At 73.5% G+C, this 20,801-nt stretch carries 18 protein-coding genes and 1 tRNA gene; 8 read left to right on the plus strand and 11 right to left on the minus strand.

Translation table 11 applies throughout. The annotated features are described in order from the left end of the window. Window positions 1-26 precede the first annotated feature (26 nt). Window positions 27-1,124, plus strand: a complete 1,098-nt coding sequence (locus tag IE244_RS00895) for an LLM class flavin-dependent oxidoreductase (protein WP_191870686.1) — start codon at window positions 27-29, stop codon at window positions 1,122-1,124. Here the strand turns inward: IE244_RS00895 and IE244_RS00900 are convergent. Further along, window positions 1,103-2,908 (minus strand): putative bifunctional diguanylate cyclase/phosphodiesterase, encoded by a 1,806-nt coding sequence (locus IE244_RS00900; protein ID WP_191870687.1) that lies wholly within the window; start codon window positions 2,906-2,908, stop codon window positions 1,103-1,105. The two genes, IE244_RS00895 and IE244_RS00900, sit on opposite strands and share 22 nt — an antisense overlap. 322 nt (window positions 2,909-3,230) lie before the next feature. Between IE244_RS00900 and IE244_RS00905 the strand changes: the two genes are divergently transcribed. After that, window positions 3,231-4,490, plus strand: a complete 1,260-nt coding sequence (locus tag IE244_RS00905; RefSeq protein WP_191870688.1) for a M6 family metalloprotease domain-containing protein — start codon at window positions 3,231-3,233, stop codon at window positions 4,488-4,490. Window positions 4,491-4,590: 100 nt separating this feature from the next. Here the strand turns inward: IE244_RS00905 and IE244_RS00910 are convergent. The 7 genes from IE244_RS00910 to IE244_RS00940 form a co-directional block, all read right to left on the minus strand. Next, window positions 4,591-4,664: transfer RNA gene (locus IE244_RS00910), tRNA-Lys, on the minus strand. Then, the gene (locus IE244_RS00915) at window positions 4,655-5,224 is read right to left on the minus strand and encodes a bifunctional DNA primase/polymerase (RefSeq protein WP_191870689.1); all 570 of its coding nucleotides are present in this window, start codon (window positions 5,222-5,224) and stop codon (window positions 4,655-4,657) included. Before IE244_RS00915 ends, IE244_RS00910 begins: the two co-directional genes overlap by 10 nt. A 145-nt stretch (window positions 5,225-5,369) precedes the next feature. Continuing rightward, the gene (locus IE244_RS00920) at window positions 5,370-5,738 is read right to left on the minus strand and encodes a DUF8844 domain-containing protein (RefSeq protein WP_191870690.1); all 369 of its coding nucleotides are present in this window, start codon (window positions 5,736-5,738) and stop codon (window positions 5,370-5,372) included. A 141-nt stretch (window positions 5,739-5,879) separates the two neighbouring features. Further along, entirely contained in the window at window positions 5,880-7,217 is a 1,338-nt protein-coding gene (locus IE244_RS00925; protein ID WP_191870691.1) for an AAA domain-containing protein, read from the minus strand. Further along, on the minus strand, window positions 7,214-8,803 hold the full coding sequence (locus tag IE244_RS00930; RefSeq protein ID WP_191870692.1) for a hypothetical protein: 1,590 nt from the start codon (window positions 8,801-8,803) through the stop codon (window positions 7,214-7,216). Before IE244_RS00930 ends, IE244_RS00925 begins: the two co-directional genes overlap by 4 nt. Next, window positions 8,794-10,056: a hypothetical protein gene (locus IE244_RS00935; RefSeq protein WP_373305693.1), complete on the minus strand. Its 1,263-nt coding sequence runs from the start codon at window positions 10,054-10,056 to the stop codon at window positions 8,794-8,796. Before IE244_RS00935 ends, IE244_RS00930 begins: the two co-directional genes overlap by 10 nt. Further along, on the minus strand, window positions 9,953-10,897 hold the full coding sequence (locus IE244_RS00940) for a phosphatase PAP2 family protein (RefSeq protein ID WP_191870693.1): 945 nt from the start codon (window positions 10,895-10,897) through the stop codon (window positions 9,953-9,955). The genes IE244_RS00935 and IE244_RS00940 overlap by 104 nt, the downstream gene beginning before the upstream one ends. A gap of 212 nt (window positions 10,898-11,109) precedes the next feature. On the opposite strand from IE244_RS00940, the gene IE244_RS00945 reads away from it, so the two are divergent. Continuing rightward, a complete protein-coding gene (locus IE244_RS00945; protein ID WP_191870694.1) occupies window positions 11,110-11,706 on the plus strand; it encodes a histidine phosphatase family protein in 597 nt (198 codons plus the stop codon). A gap of 74 nt (window positions 11,707-11,780) precedes the next feature. Here IE244_RS00945 and IE244_RS00950 read toward each other — a convergent pair whose 3' ends face one another. Continuing rightward, entirely contained in the window at window positions 11,781-13,256 is a 1,476-nt protein-coding gene (locus IE244_RS00950) for an NsdA family TPR-like regulatory protein (RefSeq protein WP_191870695.1), read from the minus strand. A 266-nt stretch (window positions 13,257-13,522) separates the two neighbouring features. Between IE244_RS00950 and IE244_RS00955 the strand changes: the two genes are divergently transcribed. Next, the gene (locus IE244_RS00955) at window positions 13,523-13,927 is read left to right on the plus strand and encodes a hypothetical protein (RefSeq protein WP_191870696.1); all 405 of its coding nucleotides are present in this window, start codon (window positions 13,523-13,525) and stop codon (window positions 13,925-13,927) included. A gap of 34 nt (window positions 13,928-13,961) precedes the next feature. Further along, window positions 13,962-14,849, plus strand: a complete 888-nt coding sequence (locus tag IE244_RS00960) for a spermidine synthase (protein ID WP_191870697.1) — start codon at window positions 13,962-13,964, stop codon at window positions 14,847-14,849. A 4-nt stretch (window positions 14,850-14,853) separates the two neighbouring features. On the opposite strand, the gene IE244_RS00965 is transcribed toward IE244_RS00960, so the two are convergent. Beyond that, window positions 14,854-15,360 (minus strand): hypothetical protein, encoded by a 507-nt coding sequence (locus IE244_RS00965; RefSeq protein ID WP_191870698.1) that lies wholly within the window; start codon window positions 15,358-15,360, stop codon window positions 14,854-14,856. A gap of 99 nt (window positions 15,361-15,459) precedes the next feature. Between IE244_RS00965 and IE244_RS00970 the strand changes: the two genes are divergently transcribed. The 3 genes from IE244_RS00970 (at window position 15,460) to IE244_RS00980 (ending at window position 19,162) form a co-directional block, all read left to right on the plus strand. Then, window positions 15,460-16,176, plus strand: coding sequence for a response regulator transcription factor (locus tag IE244_RS00970; RefSeq protein ID WP_191870699.1), 717 nt, complete (start codon window positions 15,460-15,462; stop codon window positions 16,174-16,176). Beyond that, window positions 16,173-17,555: a sensor histidine kinase gene (locus tag IE244_RS00975; RefSeq protein WP_191870700.1), complete on the plus strand. Its 1,383-nt coding sequence runs from the start codon at window positions 16,173-16,175 to the stop codon at window positions 17,553-17,555. The genes IE244_RS00970 and IE244_RS00975 overlap by 4 nt, the downstream gene beginning before the upstream one ends. Before the next feature lie 131 nt (window positions 17,556-17,686). Further along, window positions 17,687-19,162: a glycoside hydrolase family 18 protein gene (locus tag IE244_RS00980; protein WP_191870701.1), complete on the plus strand. Its 1,476-nt coding sequence runs from the start codon at window positions 17,687-17,689 to the stop codon at window positions 19,160-19,162. A gap of 135 nt (window positions 19,163-19,297) precedes the next feature. On the opposite strand, the gene IE244_RS00985 is transcribed toward IE244_RS00980, so the two are convergent. After that, window positions 19,298-20,731 carry a GH1 family beta-glucosidase gene (locus IE244_RS00985; RefSeq protein WP_191870702.1) on the minus strand — a complete coding sequence of 478 codons (1,434 nt, stop codon included), beginning with the start codon at window positions 20,729-20,731 and terminating at the stop codon, window positions 19,298-19,300. Window positions 20,732-20,801: the final 70 nt, after the last annotated feature.

Here is a 20,801-nt window from a genome sequence, read left to right on the forward strand (position 1 = left end):
CACGCCACGAACAGGAGGCCCACACCGTGTCGGCAGACGAGGCAGACGAGATCCGGGGCACGACGCACGGGACCGCCCCCGCCCCACTCTCCGTACTGGACCTGGTGACCGTCGGCGCGGGCAGTACCGCCACCGACGCCCTGCGCACCAGCGTGGCGCTGTCCCGGCTGACGGAGTCGCGCGGCTTCCACCGGTACTGGGTGGCGGAGCACCACTCCATGCCCGGCGTCGCCTCCTCCTCGCCCGCCGTGATCCTCGCCCACCTGGCCGCCCACACCGACCGCATCCGGCTCGGCTCGGGCGGGGTGATGCTGCCCAACCACGCCCCCCTGGTGATCGCCGAGCAGTTCGGCACCCTGGAGGCGATGGCGCCGGGGCGGATCGATCTGGGCCTGGGGCGGGCGCCGGGCACGGACGGCGCCACGGCCGCGGCCCTGCGCCGCACCGACACCCTGAACGAGGGCGCCGACGACTTCCCGGAGCAGCTGGCGGAACTCGTCCGCTTCCTGGACGACGACTTCCCCGACGGGCACCCCTACCGCCGGATCCACGCCATCCCCGGCCCCGTCCAGGCCACCGCCCCCGGCGGCGTCCAGTCGCCGCACCGGCCGCCCGTCTGGCTGCTCGGCTCCTCCGGCTTCAGCGCCCGCCTCGCCGGAATGCTGGGCCTGCCGTTCGCCTTCGCGCACCACTTCTCCGCGCAGAACACCATCCCGGCCCTGGACCTGTACCGGCAGACCTTCCGCCCCTCCGCGGTCCTCGACGAGCCCTACGCCCTCATCGGCGTCTCCGCCCTCGCCACCGACGACGCGCGCGAGGCCCGCCGCCAGAGCCGCGCGGTGGCCCTGAACATGCTCCGGCTGCGCACCGGCCGCCCCGGCCTCTTCCCCGACCCGGAGGAGGCCGAGAAGCACGAGTTCAGCCCGATGGAGGAGGAGTTCATCACCTCCTGGACGGCCAACATCGTGCACGGCACCGCGGACGAGGTCCGCTCCGGCCTGGACGACCTGCACAAGCGCACCGGCGCCGACGAGCTGATGCTCGTCTCCCACGCCCACCGCGGTGAACTGCGCCTGCGGTCCTACGAGCTGATCGCGGACGCCTACGGATTGCCGACCGCGTAGGTCTGCTCGCCGAGGAGCTCGGAGATACGATCCGGCGGCACCGGGCGGGAGTACAGCCAGCCCTGGCCGGTGTCGCAGCCGATCCGGCGCAGCCGGGTGGCCTGGGCCGAGGTCTCCACGCACTCGGCGGTGACGGTGATGCCCAGCCGGTGGGCGAGCTGGATCATCGCCTCCACGATGACCTCGTCGGCGGGGTTGGGCGTGATCGCGGGGTTCTTGTCGGCCTCGTACTGGAAGCCGCGCACGAAGGAACCGTCCAGCTTCAGCGTCGAGACCGGCAGCCGGCTGAGATAGGCGAGGTTCGAGTAGCCGGTGCCGAAGTCGTCGATGGCGATGCGGACGCCCATGTCGCTGAGGGCCTGCAGGGCCTGCAGCGGCCGGCCGGCCGATCCCATCACCGCCGACTCGGTCAGCTCCAGCTGGAGCAGGTGCGGGGCGAGTCCCGTCTCGGAGAGGGTCTTGGCCACATCGGCCACCAGGTCCGAGTCCCACACCTGCCGTACGGCCACGTTGACGCTGACGAAGATGGGCGGCTCCTCGGGGTGGTCCAGCTGCCAGCGGCGGGCCTGGCGGCAGGCGGTGGCGAGCGCCCAGCGGCCGAGCTGCACGATCGAGCCGTCCTCCTCGGCCAGTCCGATGAACCGATTCGGCGTCAGTGTGCCGAACTGAGGATGATTCCAGCGGATCAACGCCTCGACCCCGGAGAGACGGCCGTCCTCCATGCCGACCAACGGCTGGTATTCGAGCGCGAATTCGCCGCGGTCGATGGCGGGGCGCAGAGTGGACGAGAGCGCCTGACGGGTCATCCGGTGCGCGTTGCGCTCGGGGTCGAACAGGGTCCAGCGGGCCTTGCCGTCGGCCTTCGCCCAGTACAGGGTCGTATCGGCCGCCTGCATCAGGCCCGTGGCCGTCGTACCCGCCGCGTGCCGCTCGACGACACCGATGGACGCCGTCAACGACAGCCGCTGCCCGGCCAGGTCGAAGGGGTCCTCCAGCGCCTTCAGCGCCGACTCGGCGAGCTCGGCGAGCTGTTCGGTGCCGGTGGAGTCCTCCACGAGCAGGGCGAACTCGTCGCCGCCGAGCCGGGCCACCAGCGGGGTCACGACACGGGCGTAGCCGGCCTCGTCGGCCACCCGGGTCAGGCGCTCGGCGACGGCGGCGAGCAGCCGGTCGCCGACGCGGTGGCCGAGGGTGTCGTTGACGGCCTTGAAGCCGTCGAGGTCCAGATAGCACAGGCCGATCCGGCCGGTGCCGCTCTGCTCGTACGACTCCGCCTCCAGCGCGGCCGAGAGCCGCTCGAAGAACAGCGTGCGGTTGGGCAGCCGGGTCACCGGATCGTGCATCTGCAAGTGCCGCAGCCGCGCCTGGAGTTCGCGGCGGGCGCTGATGTCGGCCACGGACAGCAGCACCCCGGCCTCTCCGGTCAGAGGGGCCACGGTCACCTGCACCCACACCGAGTGCCCCTCGGGATGTTTCAGCCGGCGGGTGCAGCGCAGCTTCGCCTGCCGGCCACGCAGCACCTCGCGGTAGGCGTGCCAGCTACGGGTGTCCGAGGCCAGGTCCACCAGATCGGCGGCGACCCGCCCGGTGAGCGTGTCCGGATCGGTGCCGAGCAGCTCGCCGAAGGCCGCGTTGGCGCCGGTGACGAGTCCGGCGCGGTCCACGACGGCCATGGCGAGCGGGGCCGTCGCGAAGACACGATGGTAGGTGGTGTGGTCACTGTCTGTGACGGCTGACCGGTCGAGGTCTGCCGCGGGCGTCGGCCCTTCGGACGTTCCGCTCACCGCTCGCTCCCGCAGTGCACTCGATCGCTGTCCGTGCCGGAAAGTGTGCCGATCATAGAGGCTGGCCCCGGGCCCTTCCAGCCGGTCTCCAGTGTCCCGGACCGAACACTGGTTCTGACAGATCGTTTCTGCCCGCGCGTGGGCGGGTTCTAAGGGCCCCCGACCAGTTGTGACGTTCCGTGAGTGTTTCGGGGTGTCGGGCGCCGGAGCGCGCCGGAGCATCAGGGGGGCGCACTCACCCTTGTGGTGCAGATGAACAGGGCATAGCGCACTAAATAACAGCAATCTGGATGCGGGTCCTGTCGAACCGCGTCCGGAGGTCATGTCCGTGCCCATGCTGCGCAGCACCGCCGCCGTGTGCACCACGCTGTCGGCGCTCGCCGCGACATCGATCCTCGGCAGCCCGTCGGTCGCCGAGCCCTTCTCCACCACCCCCTGCGCCCTGCACCGCACCGACGCCCACCACTCCGAGGGCGTGGACACCTGGAACCCGGACTACACCCGCCCGACCGGCGTGCTGGACGCCGTGATGGTCTTCCTCTCCTTCCCGGACTCCGCTCCACGCACCACGCCCGCCCAGCTGACCGCCGACCACTTCCCGGCCACCAGCCGCTACTTCGAAAGGGCCTCCTACGGCAGGTTCACCCTGCGCCAGCACCCGGTCGAGCACTGGCTGCGCATGCCCCGGCCGTCCACCGCGTACGCCATAAAGCGGGACTGGAGCGTGCAGGACCGGGCCGCCTATCTGCGGGACGCGTTCGCGATCGCCGACCGGGAGGTCGACTTCTCCCGCTACCAGGTCGTGTACCTCGTCGCCGATCCGGACGCGCCCGGCGTGGACTCGGACGCCACGAAGGTCGTGAACCTCGACACGCCCCTGCGCGTGGACGGCACGGACGTCCGCCGGGTCGTCACCGTGTTCGAGAAACACCCGCCGGACCGGCTGGTTCTCGCCCACGAGACCGGTCATGTCTTCGACCTGCCCGACCTCTACCACCGTCCCGTCGACGGCAAGGGCGACTGGGACACCTATGTCGGCGACTGGGACCTGATGGGAAGCCAGTTCGGGCTGTCCCCGGACCTGTTCGCCTGGCACAAGTGGAAGCTGGGCTGGCTGGATCCGCGTCAGGTGATGTGCGTGCGCGGCGCGGGGTCGACCCGGCTGACCCTGGAGCCGCTGGAAGCCGGCCAGGGAAGCCCGGTGCAGGGCACGGCGGGCGCCCCGGCCTTCGGTCTCGGACACGGGGTGAAGCTGGCGATCGTGCGCACCGGGCCGGACAGCGCCCTGGGCTTCGAGGTGCGTGGTCCGGCCGGGAACGACCGGGCCGGCTGCCGGCAGGGGGTGCTGGTGTACCGGATCCGCAGCGGAGCGGAGTCCGGCGGCGGCCCGGTGGAGGTCGTGGACGCCCACCCGCACAGCGAGGCCTGCTGGGAGGACTCGGTCTACCCACCGCTCGCCGACGCCCCCGTCGCCCTGGGCGAGAGCTTCACCGTGCCCGGCGAGGGCGTACAGGTGGAGGTGGAGGGGAGATCGGCGTCGGGGACGTGGACGGTGCGGCTCACGCCGAGGGTCACCGGCTGACACACGGGGCGAAGCCCCGCACCGCATGGCGAGACCGCGCGAAAAAACGATGGCGAGGCACTTCCGCGCTGTAGCGGACATGCCTCGCCATTCGTCATCGTGCGCCGCCAGGGACTCGAACCCCGGACCCGCTGATTAAGAGTCAGCTGCTCTAACCAACTGAGCTAGCGGCGCCTGCTGACGTCGTAGACCTTAGCATCCTGGTCGGCGGGAGGAAAAATCGATATCCGCACGGCCGCGCGGGCCGCCCGTACGGCCGCCCAGAGCACCACCTCCGGACCCGGCAGCCAGGGGTGACGCGTGTCCGGGGCGACCAGCCAGCGGGCGGCGCCGGCGCCGTCGTCCCCGGTGGGTGCCGGGACCGTCACGGCGTCGCCCGTGCCGTGGCACAGCAGCGGCGGCACCGCCTCCGTACGGTTCGAGCCCCACTCCTCCCACGCCAGCAGCGAGGGCAGCCGCTGGGCCGTGCCCGGCGCGGCGAACAGCAGCACGCGGCCCCGGAACATCGCGACCGGGCCGGAGCCCGGGCCGTCGTCCCACAGCCGGTCCAGCATCCGGCGGCCGAAGATCGCCGGCGCGCTCACCACGTCGAAGACGGTGCCGCAGGGCAGGACGACGGGGGCGTCCGGGCGCTCCTCCCAGAGGGCCAGCGCGCTGCGGGGGTACGTGGCCGCCGAGGCGAGCCAGCCGACTCCGTCGGAGGTGACCCGGGTGACGTTCGGTGTGCTGCTCATGCCACCCAGATGTACCGGGGGTGAGGAGGCTGTTCCGCTGAGTTGCAGAAATTCGGGACAGAGGCGGTGGAGGGGGAGTATCTTGCCCCGCTGGCATATGCCAGAGGGGTTAACTCGCGGGCTCCGGGTTGACGCGGGCGCGGGGTCACACGGGGTCGGCGGAGGTCCGGCCCTCGGTGTTGCCGCGCATCAGGTCCTGCCCGAACTCGACCATCTTCTTCGCGTAGTCCTCGGTCCACTCCGCCCGCTCGGCGATGTCCGCCGGGGTCAGCCGGTCGAACCGGCGCGGATCGGCGAGCTGGGCCGCCGCGACGGCCTGGAACTCCACGGCCCGGTCGGCGGCCGCGCGGAACGCCTGGGCCAGCTCCGTGGCCCGGGCCAGCAGCGCCCGCGGATCCTCGATCGACTCCAGGTCGAAGAAGTGCTCGGGATCGGCGGCCGCCTCCGCGGGCTCGAAGATCAGGGGCGCGGGGCGTAGCCGCGGTTCGTGACGACGCGGCGTGGGCTCCGCCATGTCTTGTCTCCTCCTCGTACGGTTCGCTGGGCACCGCCTTCAGGTGGGCCATCGTCCATTGTCCCGCGCCCGCGCAAGGGCCCCTCATGGCCGCGAGTTCACGCGGTGTTCCGCGAGGTGCGCCGGCCGGCCGGGTCCCGCTCACGCTCGCCAGGTCACCCGGTGTTCCGCCAGGTGGGCCAGCACCGCGTGGTTCGCCTCCCAGCCGTCCGGGAACTTCACCAGCGTGCCCAGCTGGACCGGTTCCGTGGACGGGTAGTCGTCCAGGAGGTCGGCCACGCCCGCGCGGCAGACCACGATGCAGGCGTGCCGGTGCCGGGAGGCCAGCACGCACAGGCGGCCCGTTTCCAGGTGGAAGGCGGTGGCGTCGGGGCGGCCCGACAGCGGGTGCAGGACGACCGTGACGTCGTACTCCCGGCCCTGGAGGCGGTTCGCGGTGTCGACCGTGACGTCCGTGATGCCCAGCTCGGCCAGCGCCGTGCGGACCGCCGCCGCCTGGTCGCGGTGGGCCGTACCGACGGCGACACGGTCCGCGGTGAGGGGGGTGGGAGCGGCCGGGCGTTCCGAGGTCGCCGCGCCGCCCCGGTCCAGCAGGCGGCGTACGACCGTCGCCACCGCCCGCACCGCCTCCGGGTCCGTGCGCGGGGTGTGCCGGGCGGGCAGCTCCAGCAGGCCCCAGCCGGATTCCGCCGCCTCGTCGATCACCTGGTCGGGGCCGGAGCCGTCGGACGGGACGGCGAAGGTGAGGCGGCGGTCGCCGGGGCCGGTACCGCTGCGGAAGGGCGTGTAGGGGTAGAAGGCGTCCGAGACCAGGGGCGCGGCGGAGGCCGGCAGACGCCAGGAGACCGGGAGTCGGTGCTGGGGCAGGCCCGGGTTGTGGGCCAGCAGGGTGGTCACCGCGGAGGCCGAGGGGTCGTGCGACAGGCCCGCCCACTGCTCGCTGCCGACGATCGCGAACGGGTCCAGCTGGCCGGGGTCGCCGACGAACAGGGCCCGCTCGAAGAGTCCGGCCACGGCCAGCAGGGAGTCGGAGCGCATCTGGTAGGCCTCGTCCACGATCGCGTGCCGCCAGGGCTCGTCGACCTTCACGTGCGCCCACTTCGCCGCCGTGGACAGGACCACGGGCAGGCCGTTCAGGTCGGCCGCCTTCGCGGACGTGCGGACCTGCGGCAGGTCCTCCAGCGCCTTGTCGTACGGGTCGCTGTCGCTGCTGTGCAGGCGGCCGACCGGCAGGTCCGGGTTCTTCTCGGCGAGCCGGAGAACGAGATCGTCGACCTGGGCGTTCGTCTGTGCCACCACCATCAACGGGCGGCCCGCTTCTGCCAGTTCGAGCGCCGCGCGGACCACGAGCGTCGACTTGCCGGCGCCCGGCGGGGAGTCCACGACCACACCGCGGGCGGTGCCGTGCAGGGTGTCGTGGAGGATCGCCTCGGTGGCGCGGGCGGCCGCGGCTCCGGGATCGAGGTCGACGGTCGTCACAGCGCGTCCTCCTCGGTCACGGTGTCCGGTGCCTCCGGCACGGCCTCACCCGGCGGCCCGCCGTGCGTCCACGGGGTCTCCTCCGGGTCGGGCAGCTTCGCCCCGCCGCGCTGCTCGTGCTCGAAGAGGGTGAAGCACACCCCATCGCCCTTCTCCGGCACCGAACCGGGCTCGGGCTCCTTGCCGCGGCCCATCTTGTCCAGGATCCGCAGCACGAGACCGTCCTCGCCGTCGTACCCGACGAACTCCGCCGACTGCGGCCTGCCGCCCAGCGAGCGGTACACCCTCGCGCCCTCCGCCAGATGCGGCCGGTCGTCCGTGCGGACCGTCACCAGCGGGCGCGGGCTCGGCCGCCTGCCCTCGCTGTACGCCAGGACGACCTCGGTCACCTCACCCGCGAACGCCTCTCCGGCCAGCCGCCGCCCCGCCATCACCAGCGGGTCGTCCAGCGCCTCCTGCGCCTCCAGCCGGGCCTGCTCGCGCTCGCGGGTGGCCAGCTTGTTCGCCGCCGTCACCGCGTCGTCCCGGCGCGGCTGCGGGGGTTCGCCCGCCAGCACCCGGTCGCGGTGGCCGGTGAACGACCAGCGGTCGCGGGTCCAGCGCTCCTCGGTACGCGCGCCCTCGGGCAGCGTCCGCAGCAGGTCCAGGCCCCGCCACACCGCGTCCCAGGTGGGCCGGGTGCGGCTCGCCACCAGGTCGCGGATCTCCCGCTCGGCCGCCGTGAGCGCGGCCAGCCGGTCGTCGGCGGCCAGGGCGTCCTCGGCGGCGGCGAGGGCGCTGCGGGCGCGGTCGTAGCGCTCGATCGCCGGGGCCAGCAGCTTGTTGTCGAACGCCGGGTCGGTGGCGGGACCGGCCGGCGGGCACAGCAGCTGCCCGGCGGCGTCGCGGGCGAGCTCGGCCCGGCGCGCGGCCTCGGCGCCGCTCGTGTCCCGCGGTGGGTCGATCCAGGCGAGCAGGGCGCCCAGGTGCTGGTCCTCCAGGCTGGACTGGCCGGTCGCCCAGTGCCGGGACAGCAGGTCGGTCAGGGCGAGGAGCAAAGAGGAGCCGGGGACCCGGGCACGCTCGCCGTAGTGGGTCAGCCAGCGGCCGAGCAGCGGCACCCGGGGCGGCGCCGGGTAGGGCGCCTCGGGGTCCTGCTCGGCCGTACGGCGGAAACGCATGGAGCGGCCCAGCAGCCGTACGAAGTCCAGGCCCGCGCGGCTCGGCACGATCAGCTGGGGCGCGTCCGCGCACAGTTCCACCTCCACCTTGACCCGCTTGCCGGTCTCCGGGTCGGTCTCGGTGCGCTCGGCCGCCTCCACGGAGGCGGCGTAGGCGTCGATGTACGGCAGCACGACGTCGGCCAGCTCGGCGAGGAACGTGAAGCGCAGATCGCGGTCGCGGGGCTGCGGTACGACCAGCAGGCGCGGGGCGTCCCGGTCGGTGCCGACGAGCGCGCCGAGCGGGGCGCCGGCCTCACCGGCGGTGGTCAGCGGCACGAACACCAGGGGGTGTGCGGACAGATGCCGGTGCCGGACGGTCGCTGAGGGCTGGGCCCGGCCGGTGGCGACGGCCTCCAGCCGGGCGAGGGTGGTGATCAGGGACACGGGGTGACCTCCGCCGGGGCCTTGGTGTGCGGGGCCGCCGTCCGGAGGGCCTCGGCGCGCAGGGCCGCCGCCCGGCGCAGGGCCGCGACCGCCGGGTCGTCCGGGTCGCCCCTCTCGCCGCGGGCCGCCGCGAGGACGTCCTCGACCGTGGTCAGCCCGCCCAGTTCCGCCCGCAGGGGGCGGCCGAGGCGGGTGACGGCACCCTGCTCGCGGGAGCGTTCCCGGCAGTGGAAGGCCAGTTCGCACGCGGAGAGGCACTCGGGCGCGTACGCCGCCGGGACCGCCGCCACGGCCGCCGTCAGCTCCTCGGCGCTCCGGTCGGGCGCGAAGCACGTGCCCTCGGGCAGGGCCCCGGCGATCTCCTCGATCCGGGTCAGCCGGGCCAGCTGACGGGCGGTGACCGCGCGCTGCCTGCGGACGTCGACGGCGGAACCGGCGGGCAGGTTCGAGAAGTCCTTCGGGCACACCAGCAGCACCCGGTGGTGCACGCGCGCGGACGGATCGCTCGGGTGGGCGCTCCCGTCACGGGGCGCCCGAGCCGGTGCCGGCTCCGCGCCGAGACGCGCGGCGACCTCCTCCAGCGCCAGCACGTACACCGCCGCCTGCCGGGCCGCCGCGCCGACCTTCGCCGGGTCCGCCGCCCCGTCCAGCATCGGGAAGGACTTGATCTCCACCACCGACCAGCTGCCGTCGGGGTGCACCACCACCGCGTCCGGCTCCAGGAAGGCGAGCGAGCCGGCCACGTCCAGCGCCAGCATCGGATGGTCCAGCAGCGTCCAGCCGCCCGCGCGGGTGGCCTCGCGCAGCGCCAGCGCCGTACGGGCCGTACGCCCCTCGGGGCCGTGCGCGGTCAGGTCGGGTACGGCGGCCCCCTCCGGTGCCGGGGCGCCGGGGTCGAGCCGGGCGTGCACCAGCCGGAGCAGCTCGGCACCGCCGTCGGCCTTCACCTTCGCCTCGAACGCGTTCCCGCGCGTCAGCGCGAACTGCGACTGACCGAACGCGGACGGTGTGCCCAGCGCGCTCGCCAGTCGCGCCTTGTCCACCCCGGCGCCGTCCAGGATCGCCCGCCTGGCGCACCCGGGGTTCGCGGCGAGCGCCGCGAGGGCGCGCGCGTCCAGGGCCTTGGCGGGTACGTCGGGACCGCGCAGCTCAGCGAGCCGGTGCCGCAGCCCCTTCGCCCGCGTCGCTGGGGGAGGCGTCCGGTTCGGCCCCGGCGTCGAGCCGGGACTCGCGCTGCCGTGGAATTCGCTCACCCGCGGCAGTCTGGCACCCGGCACTGACAATCGGGGAACCCGTGCCGTCCGTGACCGGTGTGCGGCGTGGGGACAGGCGGGCCCGGAGGAGGTCCACGAGCCGCATCACCGGCGGCGCCAGCAGGAGGCCGACGCCCATCACGGCGATGCCCGCGACCGCGTCGAGGAAGTAGTGGTTGGCCGTGCCCATGACCACGAGCGCGGTCCCGAGCGGGTAGCCGACGGCGAGGACCTTCGCGAGCCGGGTGCGTCCGTGGCGCCACAGCATCACCCCGCACCACAGCGCCCAGCCGACGTGCAGGCTCGGCATCGCCGCGTACTGGTTGGTCATCCCGCCCATGCCGCGCGGCGCGCTCGCCTCGGCGCCCCACCAGCCGTACGAGCTGTAGTGCGCCATGGTGTCCACGAACCCGTGACCGGCGGAGAGCAGCCGGGGCGGGCAGGTGGGCAGCAGCGTGAAGCCGATCAGGCCGATGAACGTGGACGTCATCAGCCAGGTGCGGGCCCGCCGGTAGTGCTCGGGGCGGGTCCGGAACAGCCAGATCAGGAGCGCGGGCGTGACCAGGTAGTGCAGCGAGGCGTACCAGAAGTCCGCCGGCACACCGAGCCAGGGCTCGCGCGTGAACAGCCGGTTGAGCGGGTGCTCCGCGTTGAGGTGCAGGGCCTTCTCGAAGCGCAGGATCGCCAGGCCGTGGTCGACGGCGGAGGAGACGTCACCGCGGGCGAGGAGCCGGCCGGCCGAGTAGCAGCCGTAGACCAGGAGGATCAGGGGCAGCTCGGTCCACCAGCGCAGCCGGGTTCGCGGGGCCACCTCGGTGCCCGGTGTCTCGGTCTGCGGCATCCGATCGCCCTCCCCCTTCTGCGTGCGGCCCGCCCCGGAGGGCGACCGTGCCACTTTACGGTGTCCGTATCCCGCCCATGACGGCGCTCCGGCCCACAAAGACGCGGGGATCGCCCGCCGGGTTGCCCCGAACGGGTGTGAGCGATGATGGAGAAGTCCTCTCTCGTCGTTCTCGTGGCGTCCGTGACGTCCCCTTCCCGGAAAGGCCCCCCATGGCACCGCGCATCCTGCTGGCCCGGCACGGACAGACGGGATGGTCGCTGTCCGGCAAGCACACCGGCAGGACCGACGTGCCGCTGCTGGAGGAGGGCCGGCGGGGAGCCAAGCTGCTCGGTGAGCGGCTGCACCGCGCTCCGCTGGACGGGCTGCCCGGGGTGGAGGTGCGCACCAGTCCGCTGGCACGCGCGCGTGAGACGTGCGAACTGGCCGGCTTCGGGGACCGGGCCACGGTGTGGGACACGCTCATGGAGTGGGACTACGGCGCCTACGAGGGCATGACGCCGGCCGAGATCCAGGCGGTGCGGCCGGGGTGGCTGATCTGGCGGGACGGGGTGCCGCAAGGCGAGACCCTCGCCGAGGTGACCGCGCGCGCGGACGAGGTGGTCTCCTGGGCCCGCTCGTCCGACCGCGACGTCCTGGTCTTCGCGCACGGTCACATGCTGCGTTCCATAGGCGCGCGCTGGCTGGGCCTGCCCCTGGACTTCGCCGCGCGGATACGCCTGAACCCGACCTCGCTGTCCGTCCTCGGCTGGGCCTACGGCGAGCCGGCGATCGAGAGCTGGAACGACGTGGGTCACTTGGCGGCATAGGGGGCGGGAGCGCCCCCGAAGGGGCGCGGGGAACTGCGCGAGCGACCACGGTCCGCCCGCACCCCGACTGCCCGCTACGCCCGCCCCGTTCTCGGCACAGAAGCATGCCGGTCCAGGAAGTCGGAGACGCCCGACGCCCGCCGGTGAGGCAACAGCACCCGAGCCGTCCCGGCCAGCATCCCCTGGATGCGGGAGGACTGGACCTGGTCCAGCAACGACAGCACCTTCAAGCCCGCGGCGGCCGCCTCGTCGGGACGGCCCTCGCGGGCCAGGTCGTCGGCCAGCTCGGCCATGTACAGGGCGATGTTCCGGGTGAAGTGCGGATCCTGCAGATGCGCCGCCCGGCGCGCGTGCCGGGACGCGCGCCGCCAGTCGCCGAGCGTGGACCAGCACTGCGCCTCAAGACCCTCCAGCTCGGCCTCTCCGTAGAAGCTCATCCACTCGGGGTCGGCGTCCGAGTGGCCTCGCGAGAAGAGGGCCTGTGCCCGCGCCAGCGCCTGCTCGCAGCCGGTGCGGTCGGCGAGCCCCGCCCAGCCGCCCGCCTCGCGCAGGGCGAGCAGCGACATCAGGCGGGCGGAGCCCAGCGGACGGGCGGCGCGCTGGGCGGCCTGCGCGGCGCGGACCGCCTCCCGGGGGCGGCCGGCGTCCCGTGCCAGGAACGCGGTGTTGCAGAAGGCGTGTGCCTCCAGCGCCGGGTCCCCGGTCATACGGGCCGTGGCCAGCGCCTCCGCGTAGTGCGAGCGCGCGTCGTCGAAGCGGCCGGAGTCGTGCGCCAGCCAGCCCACGGAGATGGCGAGTTCACCGGCGCCCGAGTGCAGCCGGTCGGCGGTGGTCTGCCGGGTCGCCCCGGCGTCCAGCAGCGCGTAGGCCGCGCGCAACGGAGCCGCCGCGCGCCGGTAGAGACCGTCCGCGCCGTGCCGGTCGTCGAGCAGCCGGATACGGCGGACCGCCTCCTCCAGGGCGGCCGCCTCGGGGCTGCCGGGCCGGCGCGCGGGCCGGACCGTGGCCGCGGCGTCCGTGGTGAGCCGCAGCGGGCCCAGCGTGGCGGCGGCCACCGTGGCGCCCCCGCCGGTCATGAATGCGCGACGCAGCACGTCGCTCTCCTCGTGGTTCAGATGGTCTTTCGCGTGCGGCTCGTGCGGGCCGTACGGGTCCTGCGGTTCATACGGTTCGAAGGCCGCCGGCGTCTCACCGGCGCCGTGTCCCCCACCCTCAGCGGTGAGGAGCACCTCGGGCCCGTCCGCCGTCGTCCGCGCCGCGCGCCCGCGGACGGACGAGCGGGGCGCGAAGCCCAGGTCGGTGAGCGTGCGGCCGGGGAACATATGCAGGAACACCCGTTCGTACGCGTAGTTGGGGCAGCGGATCTCGCCCGCCTCCACCCTGCCGACGTAACGCGCGTCACAGCTCACCCGTTCACCGATCTCGCGCGCGGCACGGCGTACCAGTGCCGCGAACTCGGCGGGTGAACGACTGCCACGCAGGTGCCGGAAGGCGAGGTTCGGCCGGGGTGGCCGTTCGGGCTGTGACGAGGTCACGGTTGACGACGCCATGGCCGGGTCCTCTCGTGCGAACCGTCGAACCATGCCGGATCCGGGACGGTTTCGTGACGAGTTGTCCGAGTGACGCCCTGGTTCCGGCGGGCATGAACGTACCTGCTGTGAAGGACCCGCCACGCAGTGTTTGGCTACAAACCGGATATCTCATCCACGATCTGCCATGAAGTGCCATCCTTTGCGGCGCACTTGTGCCGTAGCCGTTGACGCGTTCACGCGTTGGACCCCGTGGACCGCAACAGGGCTGTGTGGTGGAGGCCGGCATGGAGACCAGCCAGAGCAACGAACCGTGTACGTCGCCGTCGTCGGCCGCGGAGGCCGCGGCGGCCTGCGACCTCGTGACGGTGCCGGCCCGGCAGGGCCTTGAGGCGGTCGACATCCTGCGGCGCGGCGCCGGTGACGCGATGGGCCCCGTGCTGCACGACGGCGGCTGCGCCACCCTCGGCTTCCTGGTCCCGGCCGGCACGGCGGCCGGCTGGGACGTGCCGGGCAGCACCTGCACGGAGACGGACGGGCGTGGACTGAGACTCACCCCGCAGCCGCCGGTGGAGGGCTCCGACTGGCTGCTGCCGCCCGGCGAGGCCGACCTCGCCACCGACCCGGCGGTGCTGCGCCGGGCCCTCGGGGAGGCGGCCCGGATGATCGAGGCGGCCGACAACTGCCGGTGAGGCGCCCGCCCCGGCCTGCTGCGAAAATGGTCCGATGGGCAGGTCCAGGAACCCACGGCAGACGCGGGACACGCGGCGCAGGCAGACCGCCGTCGAAGCCGTCGTGGAGGCGGTGGACGGCGGCCTCGCACAGCTCGTCCCCGACCCCGACCGCAGCCGGGCCTGGACGCTGCTGATCGACGGCGCGCCCCAGTCGCACGTCGACCTGGACGACCCCGCGTACCTCTCCTTCGAGTACCAGCGCCGCCTCGGCCACGTCATCGACCTCGTCGCCCCGCCCGGCAAGCCCGTGCACGCCGTGCACCTCGGCGGCGGCGCGTTCACCCTCGCCCGGTACGCCGCCGCCACCCGACCCCGCTCCACCCAGCAGGTCGTCGAGCGGGACGCGAGCCTGGTCCAACTGGTCCGCCGGGAACTGCCGCTGGACCCGAACGCCCGGATCCGGGTCCGCTCGGCCGACGCCCGCGCGGGTCTCGCCAAGGTGCCGGACGGCTGGGCGGACCTGGTCATCGCGGACGTCTTCAGCGGCGCCCGCACCCCCGCCCACCTCACCTCCACCGAGTTCCTGGACGAGGTCCGCCGCGCCCTGAGGCCGTCCGGGGTCTACGCCGCCAACCTCGCCGACGGCCCGCCGCTCGCCCATCTGCGCGGCCAGATCGCCACCGCCGCCGCCCGGTTCGCCGAACTCGCGCTGATCGCCGACCCGGCCGTCCTGCGCGGCAAGCGCTTCGGCAACGCCGTCCTGGTCGCCTCCGACGCCCCGCTCCCGCTCGCCGAACTCACCCGCCGCGCCGCCTCCGACCCGCACCCGGGCCGGGTCGAACACGGCAGGCCGCTGAGCGACTTCACCGGCGGCGCGGTCCCCGTGACGGACGCGGCGGCGGTCGCCTCACCGGCACCGCCGCCCTCGGTGTTCCGGTGAGCGCTCAGTAGTTCCCGATCTCCACGTGCGGCGGCCCGTCGTGCCAGGTGCAGAACACCGACACGCGGTCCGTGCCCCGGCTGAACTCCACGCGGATCCACGTCTCGGTCTTCCACACCTGCATCGACCAGCCGGTACCCGGCGTCGCCGAGACGAGGGTCGCGCTGGACGTGTCCAGCTCGAACACCGCCCGGCCGCCGTCGGTGTCGTAGGACTTGACCCGGCCGGCGGCGGACGCCGACGAGGTGGCGGAGGGCGTCGGCCTGCGGGCGGGGGCCGGCGTGTGCGCCGGCGGACCGGCCGACGGCCGCCCCGACGGGGACGGCCGGTGCGTCGGCGAGCCGAGCGCCTTCGTACCCGGCGCGGTGGCACCGGCGTCCGTGACGGGCAGGGCGCGCGGGGGGTCGTACGCCGTCCCGGCCATCACCGTGTGCACGCCCCACCACGACAGCGTGACCGCCGCTCCCGTCGCGAGCAGCCACGCCAGTACGTGTACGAGTCCTCTGCGCATCGCGGGCCATACTGCCTCAGGGACACCGCGGTGCGCACATGCTCCGAGTTGTCCACAGGCGCCCGCCCGGTGTGCTCCGCATGGCGTACGGTGCGGCGCATGGCAAGTGTGCTCGTGGTCGAGGACGACCAGTTCGTACGCTCGGCGCTCATCCGGCACCTGACCGACGCCGCACACACCGTGCGCAGTGTCGGTACGGCGCTGGAGGCGCTGCGCGAGGTCGCGCATTTCCCCTTCGACGTGGTCATCCTGGACCTCGGACTGCCGGACCTGGACGGCTCCGAGGCGCTGAAGATGCTCCGCGGCATCACCGACGTGCCCGTCATCATCGCCACCGCACGGGACGACGAGACGGAGGTCGTCCGGCTGCTCAACGCCGGCGCGGACGACTACCTGACCAAGCCGTTCTCCGTCGAGCACCTCTCCGCCCGGATCGCGGCCGTACTGCGCCGGGCCCGCTCCGGCGGCGCGGAGGCCCCGCCCTCGTCCGTGCTCCGCGTCGGCGGCCTGACCGTCGACCCGCTGCGCCGCCAGGCCGAACTGGACGGCGTCCGCCTCGACCTCACCCGCCGCGAGTTCGACCTGCTCGCCTTCCTCGCCGGCCGCCCCGGGGTCGTCGTCGCGCGCAAGGAACTCCTCGCCGAGGTCTGGCAGCAGTCCTACGGCGACGACCAGACCATCGATGTGCATCTGTCCTGGCTGCGCCGGAAACTGGGGGAGACGGCCGCCCGGCCGCGCTATCTGCACACCCTCCGGGGCGTCGGCGTGAAGATCGAGCCCCCGGCCGACGGGCGCGACGGGGAGCCGGCGCGATGAGATGGGCCCTGGTCAAGGTCTGCCTGGCGGTGACCACGATGGTCGTGGTCGCCTTCGCGGTCCCGCTCGGGCTGGTCGTCAAGGAGATGGCCCGCGACCGGGCGTTCGCAGGCGCCGAGCGGCAGGCCGCCGCGGTGGCGCCCGCGCTGTCCATCACCACCGACCGGGACAAACTGGAGCGCGTCGTCGCCTCCGCCGGCGCCGACTCCGGCATGGCCGTCCATCTGCCCGCCACCGACGGCCGGTCCGCCCTCGACCTCGGCAGACAGCGCGCCGCCGACCGCGACATCCAGGCGGTGCGGAAGATGGGCCGCGCCTCCACGACCTCCGTCTCCGGCGGCTTCACGCTGCTCCAGCCGGTCGCGCTCGGCTCCGGCGCCATAGCGGTCGTCGAGGTCTACGTCCCCGAGTCCGAGGTGACCCACGGTGTCGGCACCGCCTGGGCGGTGCTCGCGGCCGTCGGCCTGGCGCTGATCGTCGGCTCGGTCGCGGTCGCCGACCGGCTCGGGGTGCGCATGGTGCGACCCGCCCAGCGGCTGGTCCAGGGCGCGCACGAACTGGGCGAGGGCAGGCTGGGCGCCCGGGTGCCGGAGGACGGCCCGAACGAACTCCGGCTGGCGGCGGTGGCGTTCAACGCCATGGCCGACCAGGTCGTCCAGCTCCTCGCCAACGAGAGGGAGCTGGCGGCGGACCTCTCCCACCGGCTGCGCACCCCGCTCACCGTCCTGCGGCTCAACGCGGCCTCCCTGGGCGGCGGACCGGCCGCCGAGCAGACCCGGGCCGCCGTCGCCCAGCTGGAGCGCGAGGTCGACACCATCATCCGTACGGCCCGGGAGGCCAAGCCGCAGACGGTCGCGGCCGGGCCCGGCGCCGGATGCGACGTGGCCGAAGTGGTGCGCGAACGCATGGGGTTCTGGTCCGCGCTCGCCGAGGACGAGGGCCGCAAGTGGCGGGTGGCCGGCGTCGAGCGGCCGGTGCGCGTACCCGTGGGCCGCCCCGACCTGGCCGCGGCCCTCGACGCCTTGCTCGGCAATGTCTTCCGGCACACCGCCGAGGGCACCGCCTTCGCGGTCGACGTGCACAACGGCGAGGACGCGGTGATCGTGCTGGTGTCCGACGCGGGCCCCGGCATACCCGACCCGGACGCCGCGATGGCCCGTGGCCGCGGCTCCGGGAACACCGGCTCGACCGGTCTCGGCCTCGACATCGTGCGCCGGCTCGCCGAGTCCACCGGCGGGGACGTCCGCATCGGCTCCTCGGTGCTGGGCGGGACCGAGGTGCGGATCTGGTTCCAGCTGGACGGGCGCAAGCCGGTGGCGCGCGGGCGGGTGCGCAGACGCCGGTCGGGCAAACCGGTCCTGACTGGTCTCGACCATTAATCGTCCCCGATCCCTTCCTTAAGCGAACCCTAAGGTCTGCAACGGCCGCCCCTATCAGGCCGTTTGCCCGATTCCGGATCGCTAGCGTGCTGCCGCACCCCACCCCGTGAACAGCGAAGGCAGGCACGCGCATGAGCACGCACCGGCGCAGGATCAGTGGCAGGAACAAGGCGATAGGCGGCGTCGTGGCCGCGGCCGTCGTCGGCGGTGGCGCGGTCCTGCTCACCGGCACCGCCAACGCGGCCGGCGTGAACGCCGCGTACACCCGGACCAGTGACTGGTCCACCGGCTACACCGCCCAGTACGTCGTCACCAACAACAGCGGGCAGCAGGAGAAGACCTGGACGCTGGAGTTCGACCTCCCGGCGGGCGCCAGGCTCAGCTCCCTGTGGAACGGCGAGTCGAGCGTCAGCGGCACGCACGTCACCGTGAAGCCCGCGAAGTGGGACACCGAGGGCCTCGCCCCCGGCAAGTCGGTGACCGTCGGCTTCGTGGTCGACGGCAAGGGCGCCCCGACGGGCTGTCGTATCGACAACGCCCAGTGCTCCGCGGACGCGAGCCCCACCCCCGAGCCGAGCGGCCGTCCCACCGCGACCCGGCCGCCGGCGCCGACCGCCACCCCGACCGGGAGCACGCCGGCCCCGACCCGGACCGCCACTCCGGCCCCGACCGCCTCCCGCACGACCGGCAGCGGAACGGGCAGCGGCACCACCGCCTCCGCCCGTTTCGCCCCGTACGTCGACACCTCCCTCTACCCGGCGTTCGACCTGCTCGGCGCGGCCGACGCGACCGGCGTGAAGAACTACAACCTGGCCTTCGTCACCGACGGCGGCGGCTGCACCCCCAAATGGGGCGGCGTGACCGACCTGACCAGCGACGGCGTCGCCGCGCAGATCGGCTCCCTGCGCGCCAAGGGCGGTGACGTCCGGGTCTCCTTCGGCGGCGCCTCCGGCTCCGAACTGGCCACCACCTGCTCCTCCGTGGACGCGCTGGCGTCGGCGTACGGCAAGGCGGTCGACGCGTTCAAGCTCACCAAGGTCGACTTCGACGTCGAGGGCGGCGCGCTGCCGAACACGGCCGCCAACACGCTCCGGGCGAAGGCGATAGCCAAGCTCCAGGCACAGCACCCGGGCCTGGACGTCTCCTTCACCCTCCCGGTGATGCCCGAGGGCCTCACCCAGGACGGCGTGAACCTCCTGTCCGACGCCAAGTCCAACGGCGTGGAGATCAGCACGGTCAACATCATGGCGATGGACTACGGCCCCTCGTACAACGGCGACATGGGCACCTACGCCGAGCAGGCCGCGACCGCCACCCAGGCGCAGGTCAAGAGCGTTCTGGGCCGGTCCGATGCCGCGGCCTGGAAGACCGTCGCGGTCACCCCGATGATCGGTGTCAACGACGTCTCCTCCGAGGTCTTCAAGGTCGACGACGCCACCCAGCTGGTCGACTTCGCCAAGTCCAAGGGCCTCGGCGGCCTGTCGATGTGGTCCGCGACCCGCGACAAGCAGTGCGCCGGCGGCACCAAGCCCACCGCCGACGCCACCTGCAGCTCGATCGCCCAGGACGAGAACGCCTTCGCGAAGGCGTTCGGCGCCTTGGACTGACACGCCGGACGGCGCGAGCAAAGACCAGCTCGGCATGATCGCGCCTATGCGGTTCCGGCCCGGGTCGATCTTCGGCCCGGGCCCCGCAGCCGGCAGACACGGCGAGGCGCGGCACCGCACGTCCTGCCGGCGCGCTCAGACCCGCGGCTCCACCCCCGGCAACACCCCCGTTCGCGCCGCCTCCCCGTACCACCGGGCGCTCGACTTCGGTGTTCGCCGCAGCGTCGCGTAGTCCACGTAGACCGCCCCGAACCGCTTGCCGTAGCCGTAGGCCCACTCGAAGTTGTCCATCAGGGACCACAGGTAGTAGCCCCGGACGTCGGCGCCGTCCGCGATGGCCCGGCGGACCTCCGAGAGATGGCCGTGCAGGTACGCGATGCGCTCGGGGTCGTGCACACGGCCGTCGGGGTCGGGCTTGTCGTCGTAGGCGGCCCCGTTCTCCGTGACGTACAGGGGCAGCCCGGGTGCCTCCCTCGTGTACCGCGTGATCAGGTCGTACAGGCCCGTCGGATCGATCGTCCAGCCCATCTCCGTGCGCTCGCCCGGCGTCTGGTGGAACCGCACGTCGTCGGCGCCCGGCCAGGGGGAGTGCTCGCTGGCGCCGTGGCCGTCCGCGCGCGGGCCCGGAGGCGTCTGGCGGGCCGCGGCCGACACCAGGGCCGGGGTGTAGTAGTTCAGGCCCAGCGCGTCCAGCGGGACGTTGATCGTGCGCGTGTCGCCGTCGTGGACGTACGACCAGTCGGTGACCGAGGACGTCGCCTCCAGCAGTGACGCGGGATACGCCCCGTGCAGCATCGGGCCGTGGAAGATCCCGTTGGCCAGGTCGTCGATCCGGAGCGCCGCCGCGAGGTCGGCCGGGTCCTCGGAAAGCGGCCGTACGACCGACGAGTTGAGGCTGATCGCGATCTCGTTCCGGGCCGGCATCACCGAGCGCAGCGCCGAGGCCGCCAGGCCGTGCGCCAGGTTCAGGTGGTGGGCGGCGCGCAGGGAGGCCACCGGGTCGGTGCGGCCCGGGGCGTGCACACCGGAGCCGTATCCCAGGAAGGCGCTGCACCAGGGCTCGTTGAGGGTGATCCACTGCTCCACCCGGTCACCCAGCGCCTCGCCGACCAGCCGGGCGTACTCGGCGAACCGGAACGCGGTGTCCCGCTGCGGCCAGCCGCCCGCGTCCTCCAGCTCCTGCGGCAGGTCCCAGTGGTAGAGGGTGAGCGCCGGTTTGATGCCATGGGCGAGGAGCTCGTCCACCAGACGGCGGTAGAAGTCCAGGCCGCGCTGGACCGCCGGGCCCCGGCCCGTGGGCTGCACCCGGGACCAGGAGACCGAGAAGCGGTAAGCGGTCAGGCCCAGCTCCGCCATCAGCGCCACGTCGTCGCGGTAGCGGTGGTAGTGGTCGACGGCGATGTCACCGGTCTCGCCGCCGGCCGTCCTGCCCGGCGTATGACTGAAGGTGTCCCAGATCGAGGGCGTACGGCCGTCCTCCCGCACCGCCCCCTCGATCTGGTACGCCGAGGTCGCGGCGCCCCAGAGGAAGGCGGGAGGAAAGGTCACGGAGGTAACGGGTTCAGGCATGGAAGCGCTCCCATCGAGGTCGCGGAAGACTGGCGTAGTGGTGGCGGAGGGGCCGGGGCGGCGGTGGCCC

This window comes from Streptomyces filipinensis, from assembly GCF_014649495.1.
Taxonomy (GTDB): Bacteria; Actinomycetota; Actinomycetes; order Streptomycetales; family Streptomycetaceae; genus Streptomyces; species Streptomyces filipinensis.